This window comes from Oceanobacillus luteolus (genome assembly GCF_042678205.1).
GTDB lineage: Bacteria > Bacillota > Bacilli > Bacillales > Amphibacillaceae > Oceanobacillus > Oceanobacillus luteolus.
Window position 1 is genome coordinate 13,197 of the sequence record NZ_JBHUDE010000166.1, and the last position, 25,789, is coordinate 38,985.

Consider the following 25,789-nt stretch of genomic DNA (forward strand, 5'->3'; position numbering starts at 1 on the left):
TATATATAGCTGATTGTAAATGAAAGTTTACAATCAGCTTAAAGAGGGAATAGATTTGTGCTTTTCTAGCCTCAGTCTGTTCTTTTTACTTTTTTGGGAGGATTTAATATGCGAAATAAACAATTAAAAATACCATTATATATGTTAGCCACCTTACTATTTGGCTTAAAAACATATATAGTTTACCGCTTTATGTTTAATATCGAGCTTGAAAATGGAATGCAGGAATTAATTTTATTTATCAATCCGTTTGTATCTGCATTTCTGATCTTTGCAATATCAGTTTGGTTTAAAAAGCAATCGAGACAAATGAAATATCTGCGGTACACCGCATTTATTTTCAGTTTTCTCGTTTTTGCCAATCTAGTATTTTACCGACAGTTCACGGACTTTATTACACTTCCTCAGTTGTTCATGGGAAGTAATATGGCTGATCTAGGTTCTAGTATTCTGACATTGATAAAACCATATGACATTTTATTATTTGCTGACGTAGTCATTATTTGGTACTTCAGTAAAAAAGATGAAAAAATTGGTTCGGTACAATACTTGAAGCGCGGAAAAGTTTTTGCTTTAGCAATGTCATTACTTCTATTAGCAGGAAACTTTTTCCTTGCAGAAATGGAAAGACCACAATTATTCACACGTGCATTTGACCGGGAGTACCTAGTCAAGAATATTGGGTTATTCAACTATCACATCTATGACTTAGTTATTCATTCAAAGGCTGAATCGCAACGCGTATTCGCTGATGGAAATGAAATACCTGAAATTAAAAAATATGTAGATGAAAATGTTATTAGCGAAGAAAAATCTGATCTTTTCGGAGCGGCCGAAGGGAAAAACGTCATTTTTATCAATGCAGAATCCATTCAAAACTTTGTAATTGGTAGGGATGTAAATGGTCAAGAAATTACACCTTTTTTAAATAAGTTGGTTGAAGATGAAGACACGTATTATTTTGACAATTTCTTTGAGCAAACTGGTCAAGGTAATACATCCGATTCAGAGTTTCTTGTAGAAAATTCATTATATCCTTTATCTCGTGGTGCTGTATTTTTCACCCATGGTGGAAATGAGTATCATGCACTACCTGAGATTATAAGAGAAGAAGGATATTATTCTGCTGTGTTGCATGCAAATAATAAAAGTTTCTGGAACCGTGATGGGATGTATCAGAGCCTAGAATATGATCATTTCTATAGTGAAGATGCATATGAAATAAATGAAGAAAATTCAGTGGGCTGGGGATTGAAAGATAAACCGTTCTTTGAACAGTCCATAAAATATTTGCAAGCAATGGAAAAACCTTTTTATACTAAATTTATAACTTTGACAAATCATTTTCCTTTTGAATTAGATGAAGAGGATAAGTCAATAGAACCTTATAATTCCAACTCCAACACACTTAATAATTATTTCCCGGCAGTACGTTATGCAGATGAAGCGATGGAAGAATTTTTCAATCATCTGAAACAAGCTGGTCTTTATGAAGACTCAATTATTATTATAATGGGAGACCATATTGGAATTAGTGCAAACCATAACCGTGCTATGAGTATGTATTTGGATAAAGAAGAAATAACTCCATTTGATCAAGTACAACTTCAAAAAGTACCATTATTTATCCATATCCCAGGGCATGGCGAGGGAGAAGTGATTTCTGAAGTTGCTGGACAAATTGATTTGAAACCAACAATTCTTAGTCTATTAGGTATTGAGCATAAATCAGACATCTATTTCGGTAATGACTTATTTTCCGAAGATAGAAAAGGCTACATTGCTTTAAGAAACGGTGACTTTATCAGTAACGATTATGTCTCTACTGCAGGCATGTGTTACGACGTGAATACAGGTGAACCGATTGAAAGTGAGGAAACAGAATCTGCAGAAGAAAATGATGCAGAAACAACATTTCCTTGTGATGAGATTGAAGAAAAGGTTGATTTGGAATTAAATTATTCCGATGATATCATCTATGGAGATTTATTCCGTTTTGTAGACTTTGGCAAGGAAGAAAAGGTAGAGAATGACTAACATTCTCTACCTTTTTCTTATATAAAAACAGCAGAAGATCTATTGATCTCCTGCTGTTTTCACACGCTATATTTATTAACGCTTTAATCTTAAAGATTAGACAGCTCGGAAATGATTGTTGCGATTGAAAAGAAGCCAAAAGATAATGCTGTAATCGCTGAGAAGAGCAGTGCCAAATAGTTTTTAAATTTTAATTGACGAATAACGGAAACTACCGCAAGTAATGCAACTAACAAGAAAATGATTCCTAATATAATATGGCTCATGAAAAGTTCACCCTCCTTATGTCTATTCTCCTTAGAATAAATTGGAACACTAAGGAATTCCTTTATATTATTATGTAAATACTCTATACTCATTTTAAAGCATATTAATATTTTTGTCGAGAAATAACCTAGCCGAATTGTTTTTGGTTAGACTCTCGATTGGTAGAAGGAGATGGATATAATGGATATTAAAACGATGCCTGTTGGAATCATAGGTGCAAATTGTTATGTTCTTTCTAAAGGGGAAGATGCATTAATAATAGATCCAGGTGGGGATGCGGAACAGATTATTCAATACATTGAAGCAAATAAATTACGTCCGTTAGCTATATTATTGACCCATGCACATTATGATCATATCGGTGGGGTAGAAGAGGTTAGAAATAAGTACCAAACTAATGTTTATATTAATGAAGCTGAGCAAAGCTGGTTAACTGATCCGATGTTGAATGGTTCGTATAAACTAGTGAGTGGAGGGATCACTACTTCTGAAGCAGAAATTGTACTAGAAGAAGGGGAGCTTTCAATAGGACCTTTCAATATTCATGTTCTTCATACGCCAGGTCACTCACCTGGAAGTGTAAGTTTTGTATTTACTGATACAAAACAAGCGATTAGTGGCGATGCTTTATTCAGGCAAGGGATTGGCCGTACAGATTTACGTGGAGGCGATTTAGCGACGTTAGAACATTCCATACGTCAAAAATTATATCAATTGGATGATGACTATGAAGTATTCCCTGGTCATGGACCAAGCACGATGATAGGCTTCGAAAAACAATACAATCCATTCTTTCGTGAGTAAATAGTAGTTCGAAACCTTTGATTTATTGTATTTAAGAATAAAAAATTTCTACATGAGGACCGAGTCAAATCCCTTTCGCTTTCCGCAGGTGGCCGTGAGCTTCGACACAAAGGAAGTGCTAATGCAGACGTTGCCACAGGACGTGGTCGATTTTAGTCTGCCTCGCTACGCTGCGGGGTCTCCTCTGGCCTGTCCTCCTGCACGAGTCTCGAAATATTTGGACTGCTCCTTGTCATAATTTATTGGTCTCACTGGATTCCTTCAATTTCTAAAGCAACGGATGAAACTTAGATGCATATGTATTAATTGTTTTAATAAAATTAATTCCCTTATTCAATGAACCAAATCAACATATTTGCTGGAGCTGCACCCGATACACCGGAGACTCCTGTGGGAGCAGAAGCATCGGTGAGACCCCGCAAGGTGCTTGCTCCTGAGGAGGCTCACCAGCCGCCCACGGAAAGCGAAGGTGTATCGGGGGCGGCGAACTTCGGGAAAAGAGAATCCATTAATCAACAGTTTAAATATATCGTGCAGGAGATATTTTTCATAATAAAAAACCATGCATTCGAACCATGCATGGTTTTTTGGGGTTTTTTAGCTTCCGAAACCTGGTACAAGGATAAATTCGGAGTACCACGTATAACCTACGATAAATACAGTTAAATAAGCTCCGAATAAATACATATACGTCCGTTCAGATAATTTCAAATAGCTTACTGTAAGGAAAAATACTGTTTGGATCAGGGATAAAACCGCTGGTACCATCATGTCGCCAGTATAGAACATTACTGCGAAGATACCTGTCCAAAAAGCAAGCATACGAAAAACACGATCCATGCCCTTTCCCCCTCCTTCTAGTTGACATCTCATAGTTATTATAAACGAGTAAACAAATATTGTAAACGTTTGACCCTATACAATTAAAAGTTTTGCAGTATATGCACAATTACTACATTTATTGACAAACATATTTTGCTTTTCTATCAAGTCAATCGACGTAAATAAAACTTCAAACATACCTTTAATAAAAATACGATGCATCTCACATACCATTTTATGGTTGTTAGTGGCAATTTCCTTGAAAGGGCAGTTATTGATTGAGAAAGAAATACTATTCGTGTTGCTCTCGTATTCGAAGTCCGGATACATTCCGAGAATTCTGCTTGCGTTTTCCAATAGCTTGATTTTATCTTGGATTGTTAACTGTTCGCCCAAATGGTTCAAACTCTTGCGCATTGCTTCTTTTCCATATTTTTTCCCTGTTTCGTAAAGGGCTTTTTTTCCTGGATCACCTAGATCCATCAACGCTTCTAGAGCAATGGATGAAAGAATCTTATAATCACGGGCTGGAAAATTCAATTCAATCACTTCATTCGACAATTGATAGCGTCTCCCAGGTCTTCCACCTTTTCCTGTTTTCTTTAGGTAGGAGGTGACAAGACCTACTTCCTCAAGTTTAGATAGGTGAAGTCTTGCTACATTCGGGTGAATGTCAAATGTATTGCCAATATCAACTACGCTGACATCCTGATGGTTTTCAACTAAATATTGATAAATATAGAATCTGGTAGGGTCACTCATTACATTTGTCACCTTTAATGTGTTTTCCATTTTTTCACCCCACATCATACACATTGTATATACTTTAATTATATTAGAAAATTAATTTGAAAGGTGGTACAGATTGACTTTGTTGAAAAGTTTACATAATTTATGGGGTGAAGAATTCCGCACTAATCAAGTGATTGATTGAGAAAAATTCTTGTTGAGATTGTAGTCTTATTTGAAAGTTTAAATTTCGATAATGTTCAGTAGCATTTCCCAACGTGATCTCGACTTGACCATAGGGAAAAGTATATCTTGCAGTTCGTAAGATTTCTTCTGATTTTCTCTGCTCTTCTATATATTTTACACGAGCCATTTGGAATAAGGTTTCTATTTGATTCTGTTCTATCTGTCTATCTGTGATAAAAAGCTCATTACGATAGGCGATAATACTAGTGCTGATTATGATAAATATAATTGATATGGTAAATAAAACGTGAATGAGAAAAAATCCATTAGGTTTCATTGTAAAATGTGAATGTTCGTTCAAACCTAGCACCTTCTTCGACAGTAATCACTATTTTTATGCCATAAGGTTGACTATAAAATTCTAATCCCTCTATATCACGCAAATAAATTTCATGTCCTCTGTTTTCAACCTGTCTACGAATTAGATTATCGTATTGGCTGATAATAACGATTGCATCATCTTCTTGGATAAGGTGTAAGGCATCTTTCTTAATAAAATAAGAATGTGATGAGATGATGTCATCCCGGATAAAACGGAAAAATTCATGAACAGATAGCTCTTCGTAACTATCGGATGGTTTTGTTGTGATTTGGAGGACATATCCGAGAAAAGGCAGGGTAATAAAAATTAGACTTATCATCGTAAGAAGTGTAACAAGGTTAAATCCTTTTTCATTTGTAAGGTAAGCCATATAGGCAGAAGGATTCTGTCGTTTTTTTTGCATTAATCCAGTATACACATCCTTTCACATAACCTTCTTCCTCGTAAAAATGTAAGCTGAAAACCCTATTCTTAAGTTCTGTTTCAAATGTAGCAGGGAGGAGGGGAGCATCCTCCCATATAAAATGTTGGATTTCTTCATGTAATATAATAGAAGCCCATCTCTTATCTGATAATGTGTCTGTTGCCATCTGCAGTTGTGAATGGATGGGTATAAAAATTAAAATGACTTGAAAGAAGATGGTTGATGCAACTAGTACCTCAATCATGGAGTATCCGTTTTTCCCTCTCAACGTAAAACCTCCCTTTACCGAGCGGAAATACGAAATGTATCCGATCCGTTGGTGTATACATGGGTATCCTGCGAGGTTCAAGAAACGTTCCAGTTTCTTTAAATCTTATCGTTTGTCCTGCTATGGTCGACCAGCCAGCTGGATAATCTCGATCTGCGTAGGTAGGATTTCTACCGTGTAATACACGGTAATAATGATCGTGAAATCTGATGGACATTTGATTTACTCCATGATGACTCGTCTGATTTTGGACGAGTAAAACATCCAATTTCAATTGTTCAATAAATTGTTCCTCTTTTAGATTATTTAAAGTGTTAAATTGAAGTGGAACAGTAAGAATCATCAAGAGAGCTACTATGCTTAAAACAATGAGCATCTCAAGAAAGGTAAATCCATTTTTATTCATTTCAATTTTGAGGTGATTTAATTGTAGCTTTTCCGTTAGAAACCGTTATTTGCGAATCCCCACAAGTCTTCTGATTTTCCTCAAGATAATTGTTTTCAATTAAGGTTTGAATACTGCTGGCAGTCTGACCTTTGTCTAAGTAGTAAGCATCCGCTTGAGCCTGAACAACAGCTACTAACGCATCACACCCCTTATCGTTTACATTTTTCGACTGAGATGTAAGATTGGGAATGATTAGTATCAACAAGACAGAAATAATCAACATAACGATTAACATTTCAATCAACGTAAATCCCTTATTATTTTTAAGCATTTTACATTCTCCTTTTCTAAAAAGTGTTCATTAGTTGAAACATTGGCCACATTAAACTGAGGTAAATGAAAATAATAAAAATGCCCAATATGATATAAAATATCGGTTGAATAACGGTTATTATCTTAATGGTCATCCGTTCCATCTCTTCTAAAAGCATATCGCTATATAAAGTTAAATCCCTCTCAAGTACATCAGTTGTAGCGTTTTTTTGAAAGATGATGGCTAACTGTTCTTCAATCAAAGGAAACTCTCTAAGTAAATTACTAATATGAAAACCATGCTCCAAATTATTTATCAAGAGTGTAGCGTAATAAGAAATAATCGGAAGTCGCTGTTGGTTGGATAATTCATAGAGAATTTCTTTTAAGGAAAGACCTGCTTTAAGCAGTGAACTGAAATGCGTGGCAAATTGAAAGGAAGTTTGTATCCGCAAGTAATGGCGGTAGAGTGGAACTCGTTGAGTCACTTTAACCTGCTCTTCGATTGGCATCTTCTTACTGTAATAATTCCAAAGAATTGTTAATGCAAGAAGTAGAATCGAACAAAATATTAAAGAAAATTGAAGAAAGTCCATGATCCATTTTACAACGGTTATTGTCGTTAGTGCTTGCGATGAGGTTAGGAAAAGTGATTGAAAAGCAGGCAATACATGATAGTTAATGAAAAATAGAATTAAGGAAAAGAAAAACAGAAGCATTAAAGGATAACGTATGATCAATTTGAGTTTCTTCATTGTATTAAACCGTTGTTCCATGACTTCGATGCATTTCTTTATTGCCTCTCTTAGATTGGAGTTTGAGTGGATAAAGGATAGAAACGCACTGACAGAAGAATGGAACTTTGTTTCTTCAAAAATAAGTTCCAATCGTTCACCCTCTTTTAACCTAAAGAGAAAGTGGGAGGAAATATCTGCAAGGTCCTTGTCCCATGCTATTGCTTCTAGTGCATCTTGTAAGGCATAACCATTTGAAATAAAGTGCTCCAATCGTTTAAGAAACCTCATTTGAATTTCTTCTGGCAACATATCTCGTTTCTTTGTCATAAACTTCAGAGAAGAAACCATACGCATATGCTTTCCTCCTTAAGTGGTCAAAAGAATGATACTTATTCGTTACATCTTCTAGTCGAATTGCTCTCGCCAATTCGTCCCCATCTAATAACTCCAAAATTGCTGCTCGTTGAAAGGAATCTTTTCTTTTGATGGGGACTAATTCAATACTGGCAACCGCAAGTAACGATTGTAATAAATCTTGCTGATTGATTCCCATCTCAAGTAAACGGTAAATCGTTCCTGTAGTATTTTTTGCATGTAGAGTGCTTAATACTAAATGGCCTGTCAATGAAGCCTGAAATGCAAATCGGGTTGTAGTTGCATCTCTAAGTTCTCCAATCATCAACACGTCCGGATCATGTCGTAAAGCTGCTTTCAAACCTGTCTGATAAGTGATTCCTGCTTGTTCATTAATTTGGACTTGTATCACTCCATCAATCAGTTTTTCAACTGGATCCTCCAGCGTTATCATTTGATAGGTGTTATTCTCCATTAAGGCTTTTATTAATGCGTAAAGCGTGGTTGTTTTTCCACTTCCTGTAGGTCCGGTAATTAAAATTATCCCTTCTTTTTTTGTCAGCCATTTTTTTAAAGTATTGAGTTGATTTGGGAAAAGAAAAAGTTTATCCAGTGGCAGGAGATTCTCCTCTGGCAAGATTCTGATTGCCAAGCTTTCGAGTGAAGCGAGGGGGAGTGTTGAAAGTCTAAGGGAGTAGCTGCCTAGTGATGAAAAATGGTGGAAAATACTACCGTCTTGTGGCTTTCTTGATTCTCCAATATCCATACCAGCTGTAAATTTAAAATAGGTTAGCAATAGCTCATATTGACTAGTCTGGATGGAGCGGTGGTATACGCGTTTGCCATGAATGCGAAAAAATACGTTCGTTTCCTTACGAGCGGGGAAGAAGTGAAGATCGGTTGCTTTGGTAGTGATAGCGTTATGGAGCAGCTCTTCAACTAAAGGTAAAGCCGGGTTCAAGCCTGAGTCACCTCCTTTTGCTATATGTAATTCGACAACGTTTGCAAAATTCCTGCTTTATTTTTATTTTTTGTATAAAATTTTTTTTGAGGTGTAAGCTATTAAAAAAATCAGGGAGGTTTTATCATGTCTACAAATAACTACTTGAAGTTTATGACAGAGGAAATAGTGAGATATTTAAACAGTTCAAAAGAAGAAAGGAAAGTGAGAAAGGAAGCGGGGAAACAATCGGATTCTGCTATTCTGAACCGTTGGTTTGGGGTGCTTCCATTCTCCTTCAAATTATTCATCAGAGGAAAATAAGTTAAGATTTAGGAAAGTTGTCCAATAAATAAACTATACCACCGCTGATCACTTCGATATTAATTTCTGGAGTATAGCGGTTATTCAATTCCTCAACTTCTTTTTTTAGAATCTTATCGTCCAAATCGTCCTGGTAAAAGTGCTGTAGAAGGGCGATTTCTTCATTTAATGTCTCCATTGCTTCATTTGCCCATTCTTTTGGTTGGTTGTCGATATAATTCAATATGATTTTCTCAAGGCGTTTATATCCGCTTGATAAAGTAATAATAGGGGTGATTGTATAACATAAATCGGAAATTTGCTGTTTGAGGGTAAGTTTCTCCAATTCATCCATCATGTTAACAATCATTTTTCCATTTAATAGGTGAATACCAAGGGAGATTAATTCTTCCTTTTTTTGTCGTCCGCTATAGCTGATTTTAAAGTTGGCCAGCAGCCAAGGGTAGAGGGGTGTATTTATCTCTGCTTCCACCTCTTGAAACAGTAACACATATTTTTCTTGAGATGTGACATGGTTAAATATTTGTTGGAGGCGCGGACTGCCGATATCAATCCATTCTCCCTTCATGTCCCTTTTATCAGGGTCTGTAATCAACGTCAGCGACATGGGGACCCCTTGCTGATTGAGACTCTTCATATAATGCCAGTAGAACGGGCGATTCATCAATGCTTTATCCAATTCCTCAGTAAGCTCCACTTGGATAACGCCAGATTCTTGATTTTGGACATTACACCCATAAGCATTAAAAAATTCGACGATAAAACTTTCTAAATTAGCGATTGTCATAATATTCACCTGCCGCCTTATTTTCATTAGCCATTTGATGAACGATGGATGCTAAGTTTTCCAACTTGATCTTAGCTTCTCCTAAGGAATCAGATTCTGCATAAATCGATTCAATTTCTTTATCAAAGTTATTTATATTTAATTCAGATAAAATTGCATCCAGTTCACCTATAACATTCTCAAATAGTTGTATTTTTTCATAAAGAATGGTCAGTATATGTTCTTCGATTGTATTTTTAATTGCTATATTATAAATTTTGACATCGTTTTCTTGTCCAAATCGATGGATTCGGCCAATCCTTTGTTCTATCTTCATTGGATTCCATGGTAGGTCATAATTAATCAAGTGATGACAAAACTGTAAGTTGATTCCCTCAGCACCTGCTTCAGTAGCTATTAATACTTGTGCACGATCCCTGAATAACTGAATCATCCAATCTTTTTTTCCTCGTTTAAACCCTCCCTGAAAAGGCACGGAGCTGATACCGTGTTGTTGCAAATACCATTGTAAATAAAGCTGAGTCGCTCTATATTCTGTAAAAATGATAACTTTCTCATCACCAATGGACTGGATCAATTCAACGGCTTTATCTGCTTTTGAATGGGCAGGCAATTGACCGATATCTTGTATAATGGATTGGATATCTTCATCTTCCCCATGAGATTCAAGCAACTTGTTTAATGATAAATAACACGCTTCTCTTGAAGAGCACATCTCTCGTAATAATGTCATTTTTGTAAACATATCATTTACTTTTTTCAAGTTATTTAATCGATCGTATACACTGGCTTCATCCTTTGAAAAGTCAACCCAAATTGTATTGATATGGCGATTCGAGGGTTTTAAATCTGTATTTTCTCGCGTGTTTCGAATCATCACCCTTTCTATCAATTGTTTCAAATAAGTATCTGCTTCCACTTTACCTTTATTTCCAGTATATTTTTGTTTGAAAGTTGTCATATCACCAAGGTGACCTGGACGAAGTATCGCAATTAAATTAAATATCTCCATTAAATCATTTTGTATCGGTGTTGCAGTTAATAGTAAACAATATTTTTTCTTAATTTGTCTTACAAATTGATAGTTTTTCGTTTTATGGTTTTTCAGCTTATGTGCTTCATCAATCAAAACAAAATCATATTCATTTGCTAGAATTGCTTCCCGATGTGGTGAACGTTTAGCAGTATCAAGGGAGGAGACGAGTATATAATTTCCATCCCAATTATAATTTTTTCTATGGGAAACCGCAGGGATATAAAATTTTTGATTTAATTCATTGACCCATTGATTAACGAGTGAAGCTGGCACTAATATCAGCGCATTTTTTACGAGTCCACGCAACATATATTCTTTAAGTATCAATCCCGCTTCTATTGTCTTTCCAAGTCCTACTTCATCTGCAAGAATCGCTCTACCATTCATCTTTTCTATTGTTTCCTTGGCCGTCACCAATTGATGATCAAGAAAAGACATATGTGGAAGAAAGTCCAGACTTCTTAATCCAGTAAAGGAGGGGATTATTTTAGCCTGATCTGCCTGGTGTGCAAGTGAAAAAAGTTGATGAGAAGTGAACGGACCATCACTTTCCACTCTCTTCTCTAACTCTTTAATAAATGTCTGATCTGTTTGTAATTTAATAAAATCCATATGATACACCCTTTTTAGCTAATTAAAATTTGGATTTCACTATACCTTTCCTAAAAAATATGGTATTATTCAATGCAAGAATAGAAATTTTCTTATTATAGATGTAGTTTTACCATTAACTGAAAATATATGCCGTGGATGAAGATAAGGGGAGAGATTACATCATTTGATGTAACGCCGAAGGAGCAAGTTGAAGACGAATCTCTCAGGCAAAAAGACTCTTATTGGACACAACTCTGGAGAGCGTTTACATATCCTGTAAACCACCCAAGAAGCAAGTATTTACTTAGAAGATTTTCTATGTAAATATGCAACTTTCTGGTACAAGGACAGAGATTTCTTTAATAAGGAAATCTCTATTTTTTTGTTAAAAAATCTGAATATACTATAATTATTCAGGTTTCATTATTAATGCATAATAAGTTTATTAATTATTTGAGGGGAGTGGACATTAGGTGACTACTTTAAAAAAGACACCAGTTTATCCGGAGTATGAGAAATATGGGGCTAAGACGATTGATTTCGGAGGCTGGGATTTACCGGTTCAATTTTCTGGGATTAAAGAAGAGCATGAAGCGACAAGAACAAAAGCGAGTCTATTTGACGTATCTCATATGGGCGAAATTGTTGTCAGAGGGGAAAAATCTGTTGAATACCTTCAAAAGATGACTACTAATGATATTAGTAAACTATCACCGAAAAAAGCACATTATACATTTTTATGTAATGAAAATGGTGGAGTAGTTGATGATCTGATCGTTTATATGTTGGAGGAAAATAATTACCTTCTTGTCGTCAATGCGGCGAATACTGATAAAGACTACGAGTGGCTCACAAAACATAATAGTTATACGGAAAGTGAACTGGAAATCGTTAATGACTCTGATAACTATGCACAACTCGCCATTCAAGGTCCTTTAGCGGAATCAATTCTGCAAAAACTCACAGAAACGGATCTCTCAGATATTAAGCCGTTCCGATTTGAATCGGATGTGGCTTTTGAAGGAATTGCTGATAAAGCTTTAGTTTCACGTTCTGGATACACCGGTGAAGATGGATTTGAAATTTATATAGCACCAGCAAGTGTCGCTGAACTTTGGAACCTCATTTTAGAAAGTGGTAAGGAAGACGGAATTGTTCCAGCGGGGCTTGGTGCACGGGACACCTTGCGATTTGAAGCCAATTTGCCATTATATGGTCAGGAGCTTTCCGAAACAATTACACCAGTTGAAGCAGGTCTTAAATTTGCAGTAAAAGTGGATAAGGAAGCCGACTTTATTGGGAAAGATGTACTTAAACAACAGATTGAGAATGGTGTAACGAGAAAATTAGTAGGTATTGAGATGATTGATAAAGGAATTCCACGTACAGGCTATGACGTAGTATCTGATGAAAAGGTAATTGGACATGTTACGACAGGTACACAATCACCGACTTTAAAGAAAAATATCGGTCGTGCTCTCCTTGATATCGACTATACCGAAATCGGAACAGAAGTTTTAGTGCAAGTAAGAAAGCGCCAGTTAAAAGCAAAAGTGGTAGCAACACCATTTTATAAACGAGATAAATAGGGAGGACATAGTAATGGAATTTCGTTATTTACCAATGACTGAAACCGACAAAAAGGAAATGTTGGATAAAATCGGTGTATCATCCACTGAAGAGTTATTTTCCGATATCCCACAAGAAGTAAGACTGGACAGGGAATTAAATCTTAAAAAACCAACAAGTGAATATGAGTTGAAAAAAGAACTTACAGAAATGGCAAGTAAAAATGCGAACTTAACAGAGTATCGATCATTTTTAGGGGCGGGTGTATATGATCATTTCATTCCATCCGTTGTTGACCACGTCATTTCAAGACAAGAATTCTATACAGCTTACACACCATATCAACCGGAAATCACACAAGGCGAATTACAGGCTATGTTTGAATTCCAGACGATGATATCGGAATTAACGGCAATGCCTGTCGTCAACTCTTCCTTATATGATGGAGGAACGGCTGTAGTCGAAGCAGTCAATTTGAGTGTTGGCCAGACAAAACGCAAAAAAGTCCTTGTTTCAGCTGCCTTGCATCCGGAATATCGTCAGCTTGTTGAAACCGCTGCGAATGGACAGAAATTAGAAATCGTTGAGATCGATTATAAAGATGGTGTGACTGACTTAGAACAATTGGAAAAGGAACTGGATGAAAATACTGCTGCAGTTCTTGTTCAATATCCTAACTTTTTCGGTCAAATCGAGCCATTGGCAAAGATTAATGAACTGATTAAACAACAAAAGAAAACGATGTTTGTCGTTTCCAGTAACCCATTATCACTTGGGTATTTGACTCCTCCTGGTGAATTTGGCGCAGATATTGTTGTAGGTGATACACAAGTGTTTGGTATTCCAGCACAATTTGGTGGGCCACATTGTGGTTATTTTGCAACGACTCAAAAGCTGATGCGAAAAGTACCTGGTCGCTTAGTTGGTCAAACGGTAGACCAAGATGGAAAACGCGGGTTCGTTTTAACTTTACAAACAAGAGAACAGCATATTAGACGTGAGAAAGCAACATCGAACATCACATCAAACCAGGCGTTGAACGCTTTAGCTAGCTCAGTTGCGATGAGTGCTCTAGGTAAGAATGGTGTTAAAGAAATGGCTAAATTAAATATGCAAAAGGCAAGATATACAAAGCAAAAGTTAGCAGAAGCAAATTTATCAGCTAAATTTGATGGACCATTTTTCAATGAATTTGTAGTTAAACTTTCCAAGCCGGTATCTGTTGTAAATGATGAGTTATTTGAAAAAGGATTTATTGGCGGATTTGATCTTGGCAAAGTATACCCAGAATTGGAAAACCACATGCTGATTGCGACAACAGAAATTCGTTCTAAAGAAGAAATCGATGCTTTCGTAAAAGAAATGAGGGATATCAATGGCTAAAGAGAACTTTCCATTAATATTTGAACGTAATAAAGAAGGTAGAACGTCATTTAATCTACCGCCGCTTGATGTTCCAGAAGTTGATTTGGAAGCGGAACTTGGAGATGAATATGTACGTAAGACGGATGCTGCATTACCAGAAGTCAGTGAGCTGGAATTAATGCGCCATTATATCGGATTATCCAATCGTAACTTCGGTATCCTTTCCGGATTCTATCCGCTAGGGTCTTGTACGATGAAATATAATCCGGTAATCAACGAGGATATTGCAAGACTCCCTGGATTTAGTCATATCCATCCTTATCAGGATCCGAAAACAGTACAAGGTGCACTTGAATTGATGTATGATTTGCAAGTCCATCTTGAAGAGATTACAGGTATGCATGAAATCACTCTACAGCCTGCTGCCGGATCACAAGGAGAGTGGACTGCTTTAATGATGATTAAAGCTTTCCACGAAGCAAACGGTGATCACCATCGTAATGAGGTTATTGTGCCGGACTCTGCCCATGGTACAAATCCTGCTTCTGCTGCAGTTGCAGGTTTCAAAGTAGTTGAAGTGAAGTCCAATGAAAAAGGGCTAGTGGACGTTGAAGATTTGAAAAAGGTCGTTAATGAAAATACTGCAGCACTTATGTTAACAAACCCTAATACTTTAGGTCTGTTCGAAACTGAAATCTTGGAAATGTCAGAGATTGTTCATAATGCTGGTGGAAAAATGTACTATGATGGTGCAAACTTAAACGCAATTATGGGTTATACTCGTCCTGGAGATATGGGGTTTGATGCGGTCCACTTGAACTTGCATAAGACATTTACTGGCCCACACGGTGGAGGGGGTCCAGGATCAGGACCTATTGGTGTATCTGAGGAGCTCGCGCCATTCCTTCCAAAACCAGTAGTCCGTGAAAATAATGGTGAATATGATCTGGATTATGATTTGCCGCAATCTATTGGTATGGTGAAAGGCTATTACGGAAACTTTGGAATAAATGTGCGAGCATATATGTATATCCGCACGATGGGTCCTGAAGGCCTGAAGAAGGTAAGTGAATACGCGGTACTAAACGCAAACTACATTATGCGTAGCCTTGAAGGAGAATACGAGCTTCCGTTTACGCAACATTGTAAGCATGAATTTGTCTTATCTGGTAATAAACAGAAGAAAAACGGAGTGAAGACATTAAACATTGCTAAGCGTCTGTTGGATTTAGGAATTCATCCACCTACAGTTTACTTCCCATTAATTGTGGAAGAGGCAATTATGGTTGAGCCTACTGAAACGGAGTCGAAAGAAACATTGGATGGTTTCATCGATGCAATGCTCCAAATTGCTGAGGAAGCGAAGACTAACCCGGAGATTGTGCAGGAAGCTCCACAGACTACAGCTGTAAAACGTTTGGATGAGGCCACAGCATCGCGTAAGCCAATTTTGCGCTACGTAAGTGAAGAGAATAATTAATCATTCTAATGAAATACACCTGCCTATGAATAGGGCAGGTGTATATTTGTTGATATTATGAATTTATCGAAATGGTAATCGGATAAAAGAGCTATACCGGAAATTATTTTCGCCGGTATAGCTCTTTATTTTGTTCTTATTTTGCCTTGATTTTACCTGTCCAGTTTTTAAATCCGCCTTTTAATTGATAAAGCTCTTTGTAGCCATTTTTATGGAGGATTTGCGCTGCACGTGCAGAACGGCTGCTTTTTTGGCAATATAAATATACTGGTTTATCTTTACGAATTTCGATTAATCGTTGCTTTAATTGAGTAACAGGTATATTTCTGGCGCCTAGGATGTGTCCTGCATCAAATTCTTGTGGCTCCCGGACATCAATCAATTGCGCTTTACGATATCCTTCGATCCATTGATCTTGTGTCAGTACACTTAGATACATTTTCTGTCTATAATAACGGAAAATTGATATAGCTAATAGTACTACTAAAACAATAATTAATACTTCCATTTAATTTCCCCCGTCTTTCACATATCTAATCTGTTTTATTATAAAATACTTTTAATTACATGGAAAGTTTTTGTGCTGTCATTATTTAACTCCATAGTTTTTATTCTTAAAATGTCGAGTTATGTTGCTTATTGGTGTTTTACATAAAAAAACTACGGGATTAAACGATTGACAAAGGTGTTAACACAATATATAGTATGACTTATACATTAATACTACAACATGTTGTTTTAAAACATTGAAGATGTGGTACTTAGTAATTATAACATAAATAATAGAAAAAGATGAGTAAGGGAGCGATTTAATGTCGACAGTTTTAGAAAAAGTAAATGGAATTGATATTGCTTCATTGAATAAGGACATTGAGTTGTTTGATGCTGTCCATCCGATAACCGAAGATATGAAGCTTACCCATTCAGGCGTTTCCAGATTGGTAATGCTTGATAGGTATGCTTACAAGGATACAGAGAAAGTGACACTAAAAGTCGGGGATTTTGTCGTTTTGACTGTAAAATCTGATCCGAAATTCCCAGCAAGAGGATTAGGATTTGTACAAGCGATTGATTGGGAAGCAAATGAAGTGAAAGTCAAAGTCTTAGATGAGTTTTTATCAGCGTTGGACAATGAAGATGAAGTAAAAACTGGTATCATCACCCGTTCCCTAGATGTTATTGATAAACCATTGGAAATCTTTTATGAGCAAATCGCAAAACGAAATGCAACAGGTTTATCAGTTGTTGAAAAATCTGAAGAAAAACAAATGAAATCCTTCGATGAGTTTTATAATGAATTGGCAAGCTTAAACTTTGTACCAGCTGGACGGGTTCTCTACGGTGCTGGGGCAAATACAGAGGTAACTTATTTTAACTGTTATGTGATGCCTTATGTAAAGGATTCAAGAGAGGGTATTTCTGATCACCGCAAACAAGTGATGGAAATCATGTCACGCGGCGGTGGCGTAGGAACAAACGGTTCGACTCTCCGTCCTAGAAATACACTAGCTCGCGGAGTAAACGGAAAATCATCTGGTTCCGTTTCCTGGTTAGACGATATCGCAAAGCTTACACACCTTGTTGAACAAGGAGGTTCACGACGTGGAGCTCAAATGATAATGCTCGTAGATTCGCATCCAGATATTATTGAATTTATCATCTCTAAAATGCAAAATCCACGTATTCTACGATATTTGATTGAGAATACAGAGGACGAGCAAATTAAACGATTAGCTAAAGAAAAGTTGAATTTTAAACCATTAACTGAAACAGAAATAGATCTGTACACAAGTGTTGTGAACTACAAACATTTCCCAGGTTTAGGTGGCTTCACCGAAGATGCTATGCGCGAAGCAGAATTGAAATTGAAGGAAGGCGGAACGTACAGCGTTCATAATCCTGAATTCTTAACGGGTGCAAACATTTCTGTTTGTATTACTAAAGAGTTCATGGAAGCTGTAGAGAATGACGAAATGTATGAACTGCGCTTCCCGGATGTGGAAAATTATTCACCAGAAGAAATGAAGGCATATAATGAAAAATGGCATGAAGTCGGTGATGTGCGTAAGTGGGAAGAAATGGGATATGGCGTTCGTGTTTACCGTAAAATTCGTGCAAAAGAACTTTGGAATTTAATTAATGTTTGTGCAACATATTCCGCAGAACCAGGAATTTTCTTTATAGACAATGCCAATGATATGACAAATGCATCAGCATATGGCCAGCAAGTTGTTGCAACAAACCCATGTGGTGAACAACCATTGGCACCATATAGTGTTTGTAACCTTGCAGCAGTAAACCTTGCTGAAATGGCAGATAAAGAAAATAAGACGGTTAACTTTGAAAAGCTTAAACAAACCGTACGAACAGGTGTGAGGATGCAGGACAACGTAATCGATGCGACTCCTTACTTCTTGGAAGAAAACCGTAAACAAGCACTAGGCGAACGTCGTGTAGGTTTAGGGGTAATGGGGCTGCATGATCTATTAATCTACTGTGAAACGAAATATGGTTCAAAAGAAGGTAACGAACTTGTTGACAAAGTGTTTGAGGTAATTGCAACTACTGCTTATCGTGCATCCATTGAACTCGCAAAAGAAAAAGGAAGTTTTCCTTTCTTAGTTGGAGAGACGGAAGAAGAGACAATGAGATTGAGAGAAGCTTTCATTAATACAGGTTACATGAAGACAATGCCTGAGGATATCCGTCAAGATATCTTGAAATACGGAATACGTAACTCTCACCTGTTGACGGTAGCTCCAACAGGAAGCACAGGTACAATGGTTGGGGTTTCCACAGGACTTGAACCATACTTCTCCTTCTCTTACTTTAGAAGTGGGCGTTTAGGAAAATTCATCGAAGTAAATGCAGGAATTGTTGAAGAGTATCTACAAAATAACCCTGATGTTGATCCTAATAACTTACCAGATTGGTTTGTTTCTTCCATGGATCTAACAGCGGAAGAGCATGCAGATACACAATGTGTAATTCAGCGTTGGGTAGATAGTTCAATCTCGAAGACTGTTAATGCTCCAAAAGGATACACTGTAGAGCAAGTGGAACAGGTGTATGAACGTTTATACAAAGGTGGAGCAAAAGGTGGAACGGTTTATGTAGATGGTAGTAGAGATTCCCAAGTTCTGACTCTGAAAGCTGAAGAAAACACAGTTGGAGAGCAGACAGAGTTATTTGATGAGGAAAATGAAATCGATAAACCGAAAGTAGTATTAATGGACACCATTCAAGAATTAGACTCCACTAATGTTAAAATCGGATCGGAAATCGGGGATACTTGCCCAGTTTGCCGTAAAGGTAATGTTGAAGAAATTGGTGGATGTAATACATGTACAAGCTGTGGTGCCCAATTAAAATGTGGTTTATAATAGCTAATTAAAAGACTTGTTAGTTAGGAAGCAATCTTACGTTAATCATGTAAAGTTGCTCCTTCTAACGGGTCTTTTTTTCATTTCTAAGGATAATTACTTGTTCCAACATAATTTTTACGATATCCTTTATGTAATAGAAAAAATGTTGCGCTATATAAAAAAAGATGCACAATGAAATGGAGTGTTATTATGCCAACGCCAAGTATGGAGGATTATATTGAACAAATATACATCCTCATTGAAACTAAAGGTTATGCCAGAGTATCGGACATGGCAGAAGAACTGGATGTCCATCCTTCCTCTGTTACAAAAATGATTCAAAAACTGGATAAAAGTGAATATGTCAATTATGAGAAATATCGTGGATTCGTTTTAACATCGAAAGGCAAAGAAATGGGTGAAAGGTTGTTATATCGCCATGATTTGCTTGAAGAGTTCTTGGAAATCATTGGAGTGGATAAAGAGAATATCTACAACGATGTTGAAGGAATTGAACATCATTTAAGTTGGAATTCAATTGATCGCATCAGTGATTTAGTCAATTATTTTAAGGCAGATGAGAATCGATTGAAAGATTTAAAAGAAATACAGCAATTATCCAAAAATAAATAAACACGCAAGTTTAGCAGACTCATCCTAACTTTTGCGTGTTTTTTTATGAATAATTTAAATAGATTGCTGATAAGTGAATTTAGGCCTATGCCCCGCACACCCAAAACACCTTCGCTTTCCGTGGGCGGCTCAGTTAAGTATGTAAAGGGTTCATATATGAAAAAATAGTTCTAAAACAACATCTCACCCTAGTAAATATAATACTATCTAAACATTTAGGGGGAGAGTCATGCGGATTGATGCAGTTTTCTCGGGTGGTGGGGTGAAAGCCTATGCCTATATGGGAGTACTGGAGAGCATCGATAATCACCAACTTCAGCTCGAACGCACTGCCGGTACATCGGCTGGTGCGATTGTGTCTGCATTAATAGCTGCTCGCTACTCATATGAAGAAATCGAAAAACTTATTTATGAATTGGATGTTAAATTATTTATGGATCCACCATTAATTACCCAATATCTTCCATTACTAAAATGGCCTTTATTATATTTTCAAATGGGTATCTATAAGGGAGATAAGTTGGAAGAATGGCTCACGGAAAAGTTAGCTGCGAAAAATATTAGAACATTTAAAGATATTAAGGAAGGTTATTTAAAAGTTATCGCCAGTGACTTGTCAATGGGGAGAATTGTCGTTTTTCCGGATGATTTAATGGCATATTACGGAATCCACCCGAATGATTTTCCAGTTGCAAAAGCGGTGCGTATGAGTGCAGGTTTTCCTTTTTTCTTTATGCCTAAGAAGCTTCCAGGAAAAAAAGGAACAAAGAACATTATTGTTGATGGTGGTTTATTAAGTAATTTCCCTCTGTGGTTATTTGGACAAAAAAAGCATCAGCTGCGCCCGGTATTAGGTATAAAATTGACTGAACAAGATAGTGAAGGAAACCAAGAAGAGAAAATTACAAATGCATTCAATATGTTTTATGCATTATTCCATACAATGAAAAAAGCACATGACATGAGGTATATCTCAAAGTCGGAGGAAAACAATATACTTTTTATCCCTGTTGAAAATATTCTAGCTACAGATTTAAATATATCTGATGAGGAAAAGTCGCATTTGGCTGCAGTGGGAAAAGCAAGAGCAGATACTTTTTTAGCAAGATGGCCGAGATGAAGATAGCAAAAACATACCGAAACAGTCTATAAAACCAAATAAAAATGACCGAGTTACTTAGAAAGTTGCTCGGTCTTTTTCTTTAGATTTATTGCCTTCAATGACACGTAAATGGGTAGGTCGTTTTTTCACTTTACGTGCCGTAGCGGCTTTTTTATTTATTGCAGGAACGTGTGCAGTTTTTTTTGGTGCAGCTTGATTGTATTTTGATTTTGATTGTTTGACTGCTTGTTTGTACTTTTTCATTTCGTCGGACGAACCTCTTGATCGGTTGACAAGAAAATAAAGTAACGCAAAAATAGCTACAGCAAAACCAAGCATCATAAACATACTAGTCAAGAAACCTCGAGTATTTCCAAACAACTGCGTGACGAGTCCAAATCCAGCAAGAATCATGATGAGGTAGAATAGGTAAGCTATTTTTTTACGCTTCATGAAGAAGTCCTCCTTTCCATCGAACAAATAATACATACTACTAGCATATACCACAACTTCGCTTTTAGGAAACTCAGAAATTTCCATGTGCTCAATAGGTAAAACCATTACCAGTCTTGACTATCTGCAAAAAACTATACATGAAAGAATGTGAAAGTCTGAATCCCGTAGGAGAATAGGTCCCTTATCTTAATTGTACTAAAAACATCATAATAAAACTATCGGTTTTCAGAATTTTAATTCACAAAATCATGACATTTTAGTCATTCTTCCAATGATAGAAATAGAATTGATTGGTCATACTACAAATGGAGGTGATCGAAGATGGAAAACGACAATAAAAGTGCACAGATTCCTAGTACGGGAACGTTATTTGTGCGAGCGCTAGTTATTGGATTGGTTGGTGGTTTCATCTGGAGTGCATTATTAGCTGTTTCCTATTACTTTAATTTCTCCGAAATTTCACCAAAGACATATTTATTGAAGCCTTGGGTTCAGGAAGGGTGGGTTGACCGCTTCTCCGGACATGTGATAGCGATTATTATAGCAAGTATTTTATCCTTAGTTCCCGCAGTTATTTACCATATGATATTCAGAAAAATAGATTCCATGTGGGTTGGTGTCGGTTATGGAATTGTACTATGGACAATCGTATTCTTTCTTCTGCAACCAATTTTTCCATACACGAAGAGAATGCTGGAACTTGATGCAAATACATGGATAACTACATTATGTGTATTTATATTATATGGTCTGTTTGTGGGATATTCTATTTCCTACGATTACCATGAGATGCAGATAAGGTCCTTGGAGCAAAAGACGGAAAGCTAACGTTACCATTCCTGCAAACATTATGATAAACTAAAAAACATGATATATTATCGATGTATGCGCAGGGAAGGAATGAGAAAATGGTTAAATTACAAAAGCTACGGCAGCAGTTTCAGGACCATGGACTAGATGCTATTCTAATCGCTAGTCCAATAAACAGAAGATACATTAGCGGTTTTACCGGAACTGCTGGTGTAGCAATCATTTCGGAAAACAATGCATTATTCATTACGGATTTCCGCTATACAGAACAGGCGGCAGCGCAAGCTGAAGGTTTCGAGATAATCGAACATAAACAAGGCTTGGAATCAGAAATCAAAAAACAATTGAATGCTCTACAGGTAAAACGTGTTGGATTTGAAAAAGACCATACTACATATGGACAATATGAAACCTATAAAAAAACATTTGATGTAGAATTGCTTCCAGTAAGTGGGCTTGTAGAAAGCCTACGTACAATTAAATCTCCTGAAGAGCTAGCTGTTATGAAGCAGGCAGCAAAAATAGCCGACGATGCTTTTACACACATACAATCCTATATTAAACCAGGGGTAAAAGAAATCGAGATTGCAAATGAGCTGGAGTTTTTCATGAGAAGAAATGGAGCAACCTCCTCAAGCTTCGATACGATTGTTGCTTCTGGATACAGATCAGCAATGCCACATGGCGTAGCATCTGAGAAAGAAATCCAATCTGGCGAATTAGTGACGCTGGATTACGGAGCGCTATACAATGGTTACTGCTCCGATATAACTCGCACAGTAGCGGTTGGAGAAGTCAGCGATGACCTTCGGAAAATTTATGATATTGTGTTAGAGGCAAACATACGCGGGGTAAATGAAATCAAAGCGGGTATGACCGGTAAGGAAGCAGATGCGATAACAAGGGATTATATCAAGGAAATGGGATATGGTGTAAACTTTGGTCATTCCACAGGACACGGCCTGGGAATGGAAGTACACGAAGCACCAAGACTCTCTCATCTATCTAAAGAGACGCTTAAGCCTGGTATGGTAGTTACAGTAGAGCCTGGTATTTATGTTGCAGGTCTCGGTGGTTGTCGTATTGAGGATGATATTGTAATCACGGAAGAAGGAAATGAGCGATTGACCTTCTCCACCAAAGAATTTATTCAACTGTAGAGTTCAAGGAGGAAAATTATGATTTCAGTAAACGATTTTAAAACTGGCTTGACCATTAAAGTAGATGGTGATCTTGTACAGGTTATTGAATTCCAACATGTAAAACCAGGAAAGGGTGCAGCGTTTGTTCGCAGTAAATTACGTAATTTACGAAATGGGAACATTCAAGATAAAACATTTCGTGGCGGTGAAAAAGTAGAGCGGGCACATATAGAAACAAAAACGATGCAGTACCTTTACGGTTCAGGAGATTCATATGCTTTCATGGATACGAATACGTATGAACAAATTGAAATCCCTGCCAACAGATTAGAGCATGAATTGAAATTTATTAAGGAAAACATGGAAGTTTCTATTGTATCCTATGAGGGAGAAATTTTAGGGATTGATCTGCCTAAAAACGTAGAACTTGAAGTCGTGGAAACAGAACCTGGCATAAAGGGAGATACGCAAAGCGGCGGCTCTAAATCAGCTACATTAGAAACGGGCCTGATTGTCCAAGTCCCACTCTTTGTAAACAAAGGTGACAAACTAGTCATCAGTACAGACGAAGGAAAATACGTTTCACGTGCACATTAATACTATATAAAATGAGGGTAGCATGAACATCATGCTGCCCTTTTTGTATTTCTACCCCAAATCCTCTCACTGAATTTTCCTCTATGAATAGATGTAATAAGCATATTTTAATTTGTTCTTCATACATTTTCTATATAGTCTTCAACCGAGAAAGGATAGGAGAAAAAGTTATATGAAAGAGATATTGCGAATTTTTCCACCAGATTTAAAAAGCTGGGTTGCCCTAAGAGTTGGGAACCGCTGGGACAAGCTTGAAGAAATTCGCTGCAGAATCAATCAGCCCATTGAATTGATCTTTGAAGATGAAGTGGAGTGGATAACAGAAGTTTTACCTAGTCAAAATGACGGTATGTTTTTGTTGAATCAATTGAGCGAGTACTCCTTATACCGGTTAGAAAACGAATTGCGAGAAGGTTATATCACCATAGAAGGTGGTCATCGGGTGGGGATTGCGGGAAGAGTCAACACCATGGACGGTTCCGTAAAAACCATACAGAACATCTCTTACTTTAATATTCGTGTAGCAAGACAAAAAATAGGTGTTGCCGAGCCCTTTATACCATTCATTTATGAAGACAACTACGTAAATACATTAGTAATCGGCCCACCCCAGTCAGGGAAAACAACGTTGATCCGCGATATAGTTAGAATTATTTCTTCAGGTTGGAAAGACAAATTTGCAAGGAAGGTTGCCGTCATCGATGAACGTTCGGAGATTGGGGCTTCTATACTTGGCGTTCCACAACATGACCTTGGATTACGGACCGATTTAATGGATGGTTGTCCAAAAGCAGAAGGAATGATGATGATGATTCGTTCTATGTCACCAGAAGTTTTGGTAGCAGATGAAATCGGTGGGGAAAAGGACATCCATGCACTTTGGGAAGCGATCCACTCTGGAGTAACGATTATTTGTTCCATCCACGGTCAGGCTTTAGATGATATTAAGCGACGTCCGCTACTAGAAAATATGGTTAAAGCGGGAGTTTTCAAACGGTTTATTGTTCTTGGCAAACGCACATCTACGTATCATCAAGTGCAGGTTTTCGATTCGAATGGGAAAAGAATTCAACATTATGGGGACAGATGGAAATGAAGTGGCTTGGTGCTGTATTACTGATTATCGCTTCCACATGTATAGGGATGTATATAAGTAATCGATTTGAGAAAAGACCAAAGCATATTAGGCAACTGCAAAGTGCATTGCAGCTTTTGGAAGCTGAAATAACGTATAGTCAATCACCCCTCCAAATGGCGTTTCGTACAATTGCAAACCAGCTGCCATTCCCAGTCAGTCAATTTTTCCATCTGCTTAGTGAAGATATGAAAACAGCTGAAACAGATTTTACGATACTTTGGAATAAGAGGGCAGAGGAGTTGGCCGAATTAGCCAGTTACAGAAAGAATGAGGTTGAGATTCTTAAACAATTTGGCAGTTCACTAGGTCAACATGATTTTATCCAACAGCAAAAACAAATACGTCTTGCTTTGACTCATTTAGAACGTGAACTTGAAGATGCGCGGGACGAGCATCATAAATACAGTAAACTAGCCAGAAGTTTAGGTGTGCTCTTAGGTGTATTTATCGTGTTACTGCTCGTCTAGTCAGAAAGGGGTAAGAGCATGCTCACCGATATATCTGTTTTATTTCAAATCGCAGGCATTGGCATCATCCTTGCTCTGATCCATACGATATTAAAGCAGATGGGCAAGGAAGAAATAGCACAGTTCGCAACTTTAGTTGGATTTATTATCGTTCTCTATATTGTCATTAATGGGCTGAGTGATTTATTTAATCAGATAAAATCGGTTTTTCTATTTTAGGAGAATAGAAGATTTATGAAATTATTCCAATACACTTGTTAATAGCCGAAATGAC

At 37.0% G+C, this 25,789-nt stretch carries 29 protein-coding genes and 1 riboswitch; of the genes, 15 read left to right on the forward strand and 14 right to left on the reverse strand.

Going from position 1 to position 25,789, the window contains the following annotated elements; translation table 11 throughout:
* Window positions 1-108 precede the first annotated feature (108 nt).
* Window positions 109-2,037, forward strand: a complete 1,929-nt coding sequence (locus ACFSBH_RS20480; protein ID WP_251510118.1) for an LTA synthase family protein — start codon at window positions 109-111, stop codon at window positions 2,035-2,037.
* 89 nt (window positions 2,038-2,126) lie between these two features.
* Here ACFSBH_RS20480 and ACFSBH_RS20485 read toward each other — a convergent pair whose 3' ends face one another.
* The gene (locus ACFSBH_RS20485) at window positions 2,127-2,303 is read right to left on the reverse strand and encodes a DUF2759 family protein (protein ID WP_251510121.1); all 177 of its coding nucleotides are present in this window, start codon (window positions 2,301-2,303) and stop codon (window positions 2,127-2,129) included.
* A gap of 181 nt (window positions 2,304-2,484) precedes the next feature.
* On the opposite strand from ACFSBH_RS20485, the gene ACFSBH_RS20490 reads away from it, so the two are divergent.
* Complete coding sequence (locus ACFSBH_RS20490) at window positions 2,485-3,108, forward strand: MBL fold metallo-hydrolase (RefSeq protein ID WP_251510123.1); 624 nt, start codon at window positions 2,485-2,487, stop codon at window positions 3,106-3,108.
* A gap of 597 nt (window positions 3,109-3,705) precedes the next feature.
* Here ACFSBH_RS20490 and ACFSBH_RS20495 read toward each other — a convergent pair.
* From ACFSBH_RS20495 to comGA, 9 genes are all read right to left on the reverse strand, one after another.
* Window positions 3,706-3,948: a DUF2626 domain-containing protein gene (locus ACFSBH_RS20495; RefSeq protein WP_251510125.1), complete on the reverse strand. Its 243-nt coding sequence runs from the start codon at window positions 3,946-3,948 to the stop codon at window positions 3,706-3,708.
* A 75-nt stretch (window positions 3,949-4,023) separates the two neighbouring features.
* A complete protein-coding gene (locus ACFSBH_RS20500; RefSeq protein WP_379599482.1) occupies window positions 4,024-4,722 on the reverse strand; it encodes a helix-turn-helix transcriptional regulator in 699 nt (232 codons plus the stop codon).
* Between the two features lie 100 nt (window positions 4,723-4,822).
* Window positions 4,823-5,206: a hypothetical protein gene (locus ACFSBH_RS20505; RefSeq protein ID WP_251510130.1), complete on the reverse strand. Its 384-nt coding sequence runs from the start codon at window positions 5,204-5,206 to the stop codon at window positions 4,823-4,825.
* A complete protein-coding gene (locus ACFSBH_RS20510) occupies window positions 5,172-5,630 on the reverse strand; it encodes a ComGF family competence protein (protein ID WP_251510131.1) in 459 nt (152 codons plus the stop codon). The genes ACFSBH_RS20505 and ACFSBH_RS20510 overlap by 35 nt, the downstream gene beginning before the upstream one ends.
* On the reverse strand, window positions 5,578-5,919 hold the full coding sequence (locus tag ACFSBH_RS20515; protein ID WP_251510132.1) for a hypothetical protein: 342 nt from the start codon (window positions 5,917-5,919) through the stop codon (window positions 5,578-5,580). The genes ACFSBH_RS20510 and ACFSBH_RS20515 overlap by 53 nt, the downstream gene beginning before the upstream one ends.
* Window positions 5,888-6,325 (reverse strand): competence type IV pilus minor pilin ComGD, encoded by a 438-nt coding sequence (comGD, locus tag ACFSBH_RS20520; RefSeq protein ID WP_285853476.1) that lies wholly within the window; start codon window positions 6,323-6,325, stop codon window positions 5,888-5,890. Before comGD ends, ACFSBH_RS20515 begins: the two co-directional genes overlap by 32 nt.
* Window position 6,326: 1 nt before the next feature.
* Window positions 6,327-6,638, reverse strand: a complete 312-nt coding sequence (gene comGC, locus ACFSBH_RS20525; RefSeq protein ID WP_251510134.1) for a competence type IV pilus major pilin ComGC — start codon at window positions 6,636-6,638, stop codon at window positions 6,327-6,329.
* A 16-nt stretch (window positions 6,639-6,654) separates the two neighbouring features.
* Window positions 6,655-7,710 (reverse strand): type II secretion system F family protein, encoded by a 1,056-nt coding sequence (locus tag ACFSBH_RS20530; RefSeq protein ID WP_251510136.1) that lies wholly within the window; start codon window positions 7,708-7,710, stop codon window positions 6,655-6,657.
* Window positions 7,631-8,671: a competence type IV pilus ATPase ComGA gene (comGA, locus tag ACFSBH_RS20535; protein WP_251510137.1), complete on the reverse strand. Its 1,041-nt coding sequence runs from the start codon at window positions 8,669-8,671 to the stop codon at window positions 7,631-7,633. The genes ACFSBH_RS20530 and comGA overlap by 80 nt, the downstream gene beginning before the upstream one ends.
* Window positions 8,672-8,797: 126 nt before the next feature.
* On the opposite strand from comGA, the gene ACFSBH_RS20540 reads away from it, so the two are divergent.
* Window positions 8,798-8,974: a YqzE family protein gene (locus ACFSBH_RS20540; protein WP_251510138.1), complete on the forward strand. Its 177-nt coding sequence runs from the start codon at window positions 8,798-8,800 to the stop codon at window positions 8,972-8,974.
* Between the two features lies 1 nt (window position 8,975).
* Here the strand turns inward: ACFSBH_RS20540 and ACFSBH_RS20545 are convergent, their stop codons facing one another.
* Both ACFSBH_RS20545 and ACFSBH_RS20550 read right to left on the reverse strand, forming a co-directional pair.
* Entirely contained in the window at window positions 8,976-9,761 is a 786-nt protein-coding gene (locus ACFSBH_RS20545; RefSeq protein WP_251510139.1) for a YqhG family protein, read from the reverse strand.
* Window positions 9,748-11,409, reverse strand: coding sequence for a DEAD/DEAH box helicase (locus ACFSBH_RS20550; RefSeq protein ID WP_379599487.1), 1,662 nt, complete (start codon window positions 11,407-11,409; stop codon window positions 9,748-9,750). The genes ACFSBH_RS20545 and ACFSBH_RS20550 overlap by 14 nt, the downstream gene beginning before the upstream one ends.
* A 138-nt stretch (window positions 11,410-11,547) precedes the next feature.
* Window positions 11,548-11,640, forward strand: a riboswitch (glycine riboswitch).
* A 224-nt stretch (window positions 11,641-11,864) separates the two neighbouring features.
* On the opposite strand from ACFSBH_RS20550, the gene gcvT reads away from it, so the two are divergent.
* From gcvT to gcvPB, 3 genes are read left to right on the forward strand one after another with little or no spacing between them, the layout of a single operon-like run.
* Window positions 11,865-12,980 (forward strand): glycine cleavage system aminomethyltransferase GcvT, encoded by a 1,116-nt coding sequence (gene gcvT, locus ACFSBH_RS20555; RefSeq protein WP_379599489.1) that lies wholly within the window; start codon window positions 11,865-11,867, stop codon window positions 12,978-12,980.
* A gap of 13 nt (window positions 12,981-12,993) precedes the next feature.
* Entirely contained in the window at window positions 12,994-14,343 is a 1,350-nt protein-coding gene (gene gcvPA / locus ACFSBH_RS20560; protein WP_251510142.1) for an aminomethyl-transferring glycine dehydrogenase subunit GcvPA, read from the forward strand.
* Window positions 14,336-15,805, forward strand: a complete 1,470-nt coding sequence (gcvPB, locus tag ACFSBH_RS20565; protein WP_251510143.1) for an aminomethyl-transferring glycine dehydrogenase subunit GcvPB — start codon at window positions 14,336-14,338, stop codon at window positions 15,803-15,805. The genes gcvPA and gcvPB overlap by 8 nt, the downstream gene beginning before the upstream one ends.
* A gap of 136 nt (window positions 15,806-15,941) precedes the next feature.
* Here the strand turns inward: gcvPB and ACFSBH_RS20570 are convergent, their stop codons facing one another.
* Window positions 15,942-16,313, reverse strand: coding sequence for a rhodanese-like domain-containing protein (locus ACFSBH_RS20570; protein WP_251510144.1), 372 nt, complete (start codon window positions 16,311-16,313; stop codon window positions 15,942-15,944).
* Between the two features lie 304 nt (window positions 16,314-16,617).
* Here ACFSBH_RS20570 and ACFSBH_RS20575 point away from each other — a divergent pair, with 304 nt between their 5' ends.
* From ACFSBH_RS20575 to ACFSBH_RS20585, 3 genes are all read left to right on the forward strand, one after another.
* Window positions 16,618-19,188, forward strand: coding sequence for a vitamin B12-dependent ribonucleotide reductase (locus ACFSBH_RS20575; protein WP_379599492.1), 2,571 nt, complete (start codon window positions 16,618-16,620; stop codon window positions 19,186-19,188).
* A gap of 192 nt (window positions 19,189-19,380) precedes the next feature.
* The gene (gene mntR, locus ACFSBH_RS20580; RefSeq protein ID WP_251510146.1) at window positions 19,381-19,803 is read left to right on the forward strand and encodes a transcriptional regulator MntR; all 423 of its coding nucleotides are present in this window, start codon (window positions 19,381-19,383) and stop codon (window positions 19,801-19,803) included.
* A gap of 229 nt (window positions 19,804-20,032) precedes the next feature.
* Entirely contained in the window at window positions 20,033-20,923 is an 891-nt protein-coding gene (locus tag ACFSBH_RS20585) for a patatin-like phospholipase family protein (RefSeq protein WP_379599493.1), read from the forward strand.
* A gap of 57 nt (window positions 20,924-20,980) precedes the next feature.
* On the opposite strand, the gene ACFSBH_RS20590 is transcribed toward ACFSBH_RS20585, so the two are convergent.
* Entirely contained in the window at window positions 20,981-21,358 is a 378-nt protein-coding gene (locus tag ACFSBH_RS20590) for an SA1362 family protein (RefSeq protein WP_379599494.1), read from the reverse strand.
* Between the two features lie 324 nt (window positions 21,359-21,682).
* Here ACFSBH_RS20590 and ACFSBH_RS20595 point away from each other — a divergent pair, with 324 nt between their 5' ends.
* The 6 genes from ACFSBH_RS20595 (at window position 21,683) to spoIIIAC (ending at window position 25,734) form a co-directional block, all read left to right on the forward strand.
* Window positions 21,683-22,189 (forward strand): YqhR family membrane protein, encoded by a 507-nt coding sequence (locus ACFSBH_RS20595; protein WP_379599495.1) that lies wholly within the window; start codon window positions 21,683-21,685, stop codon window positions 22,187-22,189.
* Window positions 22,190-22,269: 80 nt separating this feature from the next.
* Window positions 22,270-23,331, forward strand: coding sequence for a M24 family metallopeptidase (locus ACFSBH_RS20600; protein ID WP_251510151.1), 1,062 nt, complete (start codon window positions 22,270-22,272; stop codon window positions 23,329-23,331).
* 18 nt (window positions 23,332-23,349) lie between these two features.
* Window positions 23,350-23,910 (forward strand): elongation factor P, encoded by a 561-nt coding sequence (gene efp, locus ACFSBH_RS20605; RefSeq protein WP_251510152.1) that lies wholly within the window; start codon window positions 23,350-23,352, stop codon window positions 23,908-23,910.
* Window positions 23,911-24,082: 172 nt separating this feature from the next.
* Window positions 24,083-25,006: a stage III sporulation protein AA gene (spoIIIAA, locus tag ACFSBH_RS20610; RefSeq protein ID WP_251510153.1), complete on the forward strand. Its 924-nt coding sequence runs from the start codon at window positions 24,083-24,085 to the stop codon at window positions 25,004-25,006.
* Window positions 25,003-25,515, forward strand: coding sequence for a stage III sporulation protein SpoIIIAB (gene spoIIIAB, locus ACFSBH_RS20615; protein WP_251510154.1), 513 nt, complete (start codon window positions 25,003-25,005; stop codon window positions 25,513-25,515). The genes spoIIIAA and spoIIIAB overlap by 4 nt, the downstream gene beginning before the upstream one ends.
* An 18-nt stretch (window positions 25,516-25,533) precedes the next feature.
* Window positions 25,534-25,734, forward strand: coding sequence for a stage III sporulation protein AC (gene spoIIIAC, locus ACFSBH_RS20620; RefSeq protein ID WP_251510155.1), 201 nt, complete (start codon window positions 25,534-25,536; stop codon window positions 25,732-25,734).
* Window positions 25,735-25,789 lie beyond the last annotated feature (55 nt).

Coding starts and splice junctions, on each gene's coding strand:
- ACFSBH_RS20480 (WP_251510118.1), top strand. CDS start 109: ATGCGAAATAAACAATTAAAAATACCATTATATATGTTAGCCACCTTA.
- ACFSBH_RS20485 (WP_251510121.1), bottom strand. CDS start 2,303: ATGAGCCATATTATATTAGGAATCATTTTCTTGTTAGTTGCATTACTT.
- ACFSBH_RS20490 (WP_251510123.1), top strand. CDS start 2,485: ATGGATATTAAAACGATGCCTGTTGGAATCATAGGTGCAAATTGTTAT.
- ACFSBH_RS20495 (WP_251510125.1), bottom strand. CDS start 3,948: ATGGATCGTGTTTTTCGTATGCTTGCTTTTTGGACAGGTATCTTCGCA.
- ACFSBH_RS20500 (WP_379599482.1), bottom strand. CDS start 4,722: ATGGAAAACACATTAAAGGTGACAAATGTAATGAGTGACCCTACCAGA.
- ACFSBH_RS20510 (WP_251510131.1), bottom strand. CDS start 5,630: ATGCAAAAAAAACGACAGAATCCTTCTGCCTATATGGCTTACCTTACA.
- comGD (WP_285853476.1), bottom strand. CDS start 6,325: ATGAATAAAAATGGATTTACCTTTCTTGAGATGCTCATTGTTTTAAGC.
- comGC (WP_251510134.1), bottom strand. CDS start 6,638: ATGCTTAAAAATAATAAGGGATTTACGTTGATTGAAATGTTAATCGTT.
- ACFSBH_RS20530 (WP_251510136.1), bottom strand. CDS start 7,710: ATGCGTATGGTTTCTTCTCTGAAGTTTATGACAAAGAAACGAGATATG.
- ACFSBH_RS20540 (WP_251510138.1), top strand. CDS start 8,798: ATGTCTACAAATAACTACTTGAAGTTTATGACAGAGGAAATAGTGAGA.
- ACFSBH_RS20545 (WP_251510139.1), bottom strand. CDS start 9,761: ATGACAATCGCTAATTTAGAAAGTTTTATCGTCGAATTTTTTAATGCT.
- ACFSBH_RS20550 (WP_379599487.1), bottom strand. CDS start 11,409: ATGGATTTTATTAAATTACAAACAGATCAGACATTTATTAAAGAGTTA.
- gcvPA (WP_251510142.1), top strand. CDS start 12,994: ATGGAATTTCGTTATTTACCAATGACTGAAACCGACAAAAAGGAAATG.
- gcvPB (WP_251510143.1), top strand. CDS start 14,336: ATGGCTAAAGAGAACTTTCCATTAATATTTGAACGTAATAAAGAAGGT.
- ACFSBH_RS20570 (WP_251510144.1), bottom strand. CDS start 16,313: ATGGAAGTATTAATTATTGTTTTAGTAGTACTATTAGCTATATCAATT.
- ACFSBH_RS20575 (WP_379599492.1), top strand. CDS start 16,618: ATGTCGACAGTTTTAGAAAAAGTAAATGGAATTGATATTGCTTCATTG.
- mntR (WP_251510146.1), top strand. CDS start 19,381: ATGCCAACGCCAAGTATGGAGGATTATATTGAACAAATATACATCCTC.
- ACFSBH_RS20585 (WP_379599493.1), top strand. CDS start 20,033: ATGCGGATTGATGCAGTTTTCTCGGGTGGTGGGGTGAAAGCCTATGCC.
- ACFSBH_RS20590 (WP_379599494.1), bottom strand. CDS start 21,358: ATGAAGCGTAAAAAAATAGCTTACCTATTCTACCTCATCATGATTCTT.
- ACFSBH_RS20595 (WP_379599495.1), top strand. CDS start 21,683: ATGGAAAACGACAATAAAAGTGCACAGATTCCTAGTACGGGAACGTTA.
- ACFSBH_RS20600 (WP_251510151.1), top strand. CDS start 22,270: ATGGTTAAATTACAAAAGCTACGGCAGCAGTTTCAGGACCATGGACTA.
- efp (WP_251510152.1), top strand. CDS start 23,350: ATGATTTCAGTAAACGATTTTAAAACTGGCTTGACCATTAAAGTAGAT.
- spoIIIAA (WP_251510153.1), top strand. CDS start 24,083: ATGAAAGAGATATTGCGAATTTTTCCACCAGATTTAAAAAGCTGGGTT.
- spoIIIAB (WP_251510154.1), top strand. CDS start 25,003: ATGAAGTGGCTTGGTGCTGTATTACTGATTATCGCTTCCACATGTATA.
- spoIIIAC (WP_251510155.1), top strand. CDS start 25,534: ATGCTCACCGATATATCTGTTTTATTTCAAATCGCAGGCATTGGCATC.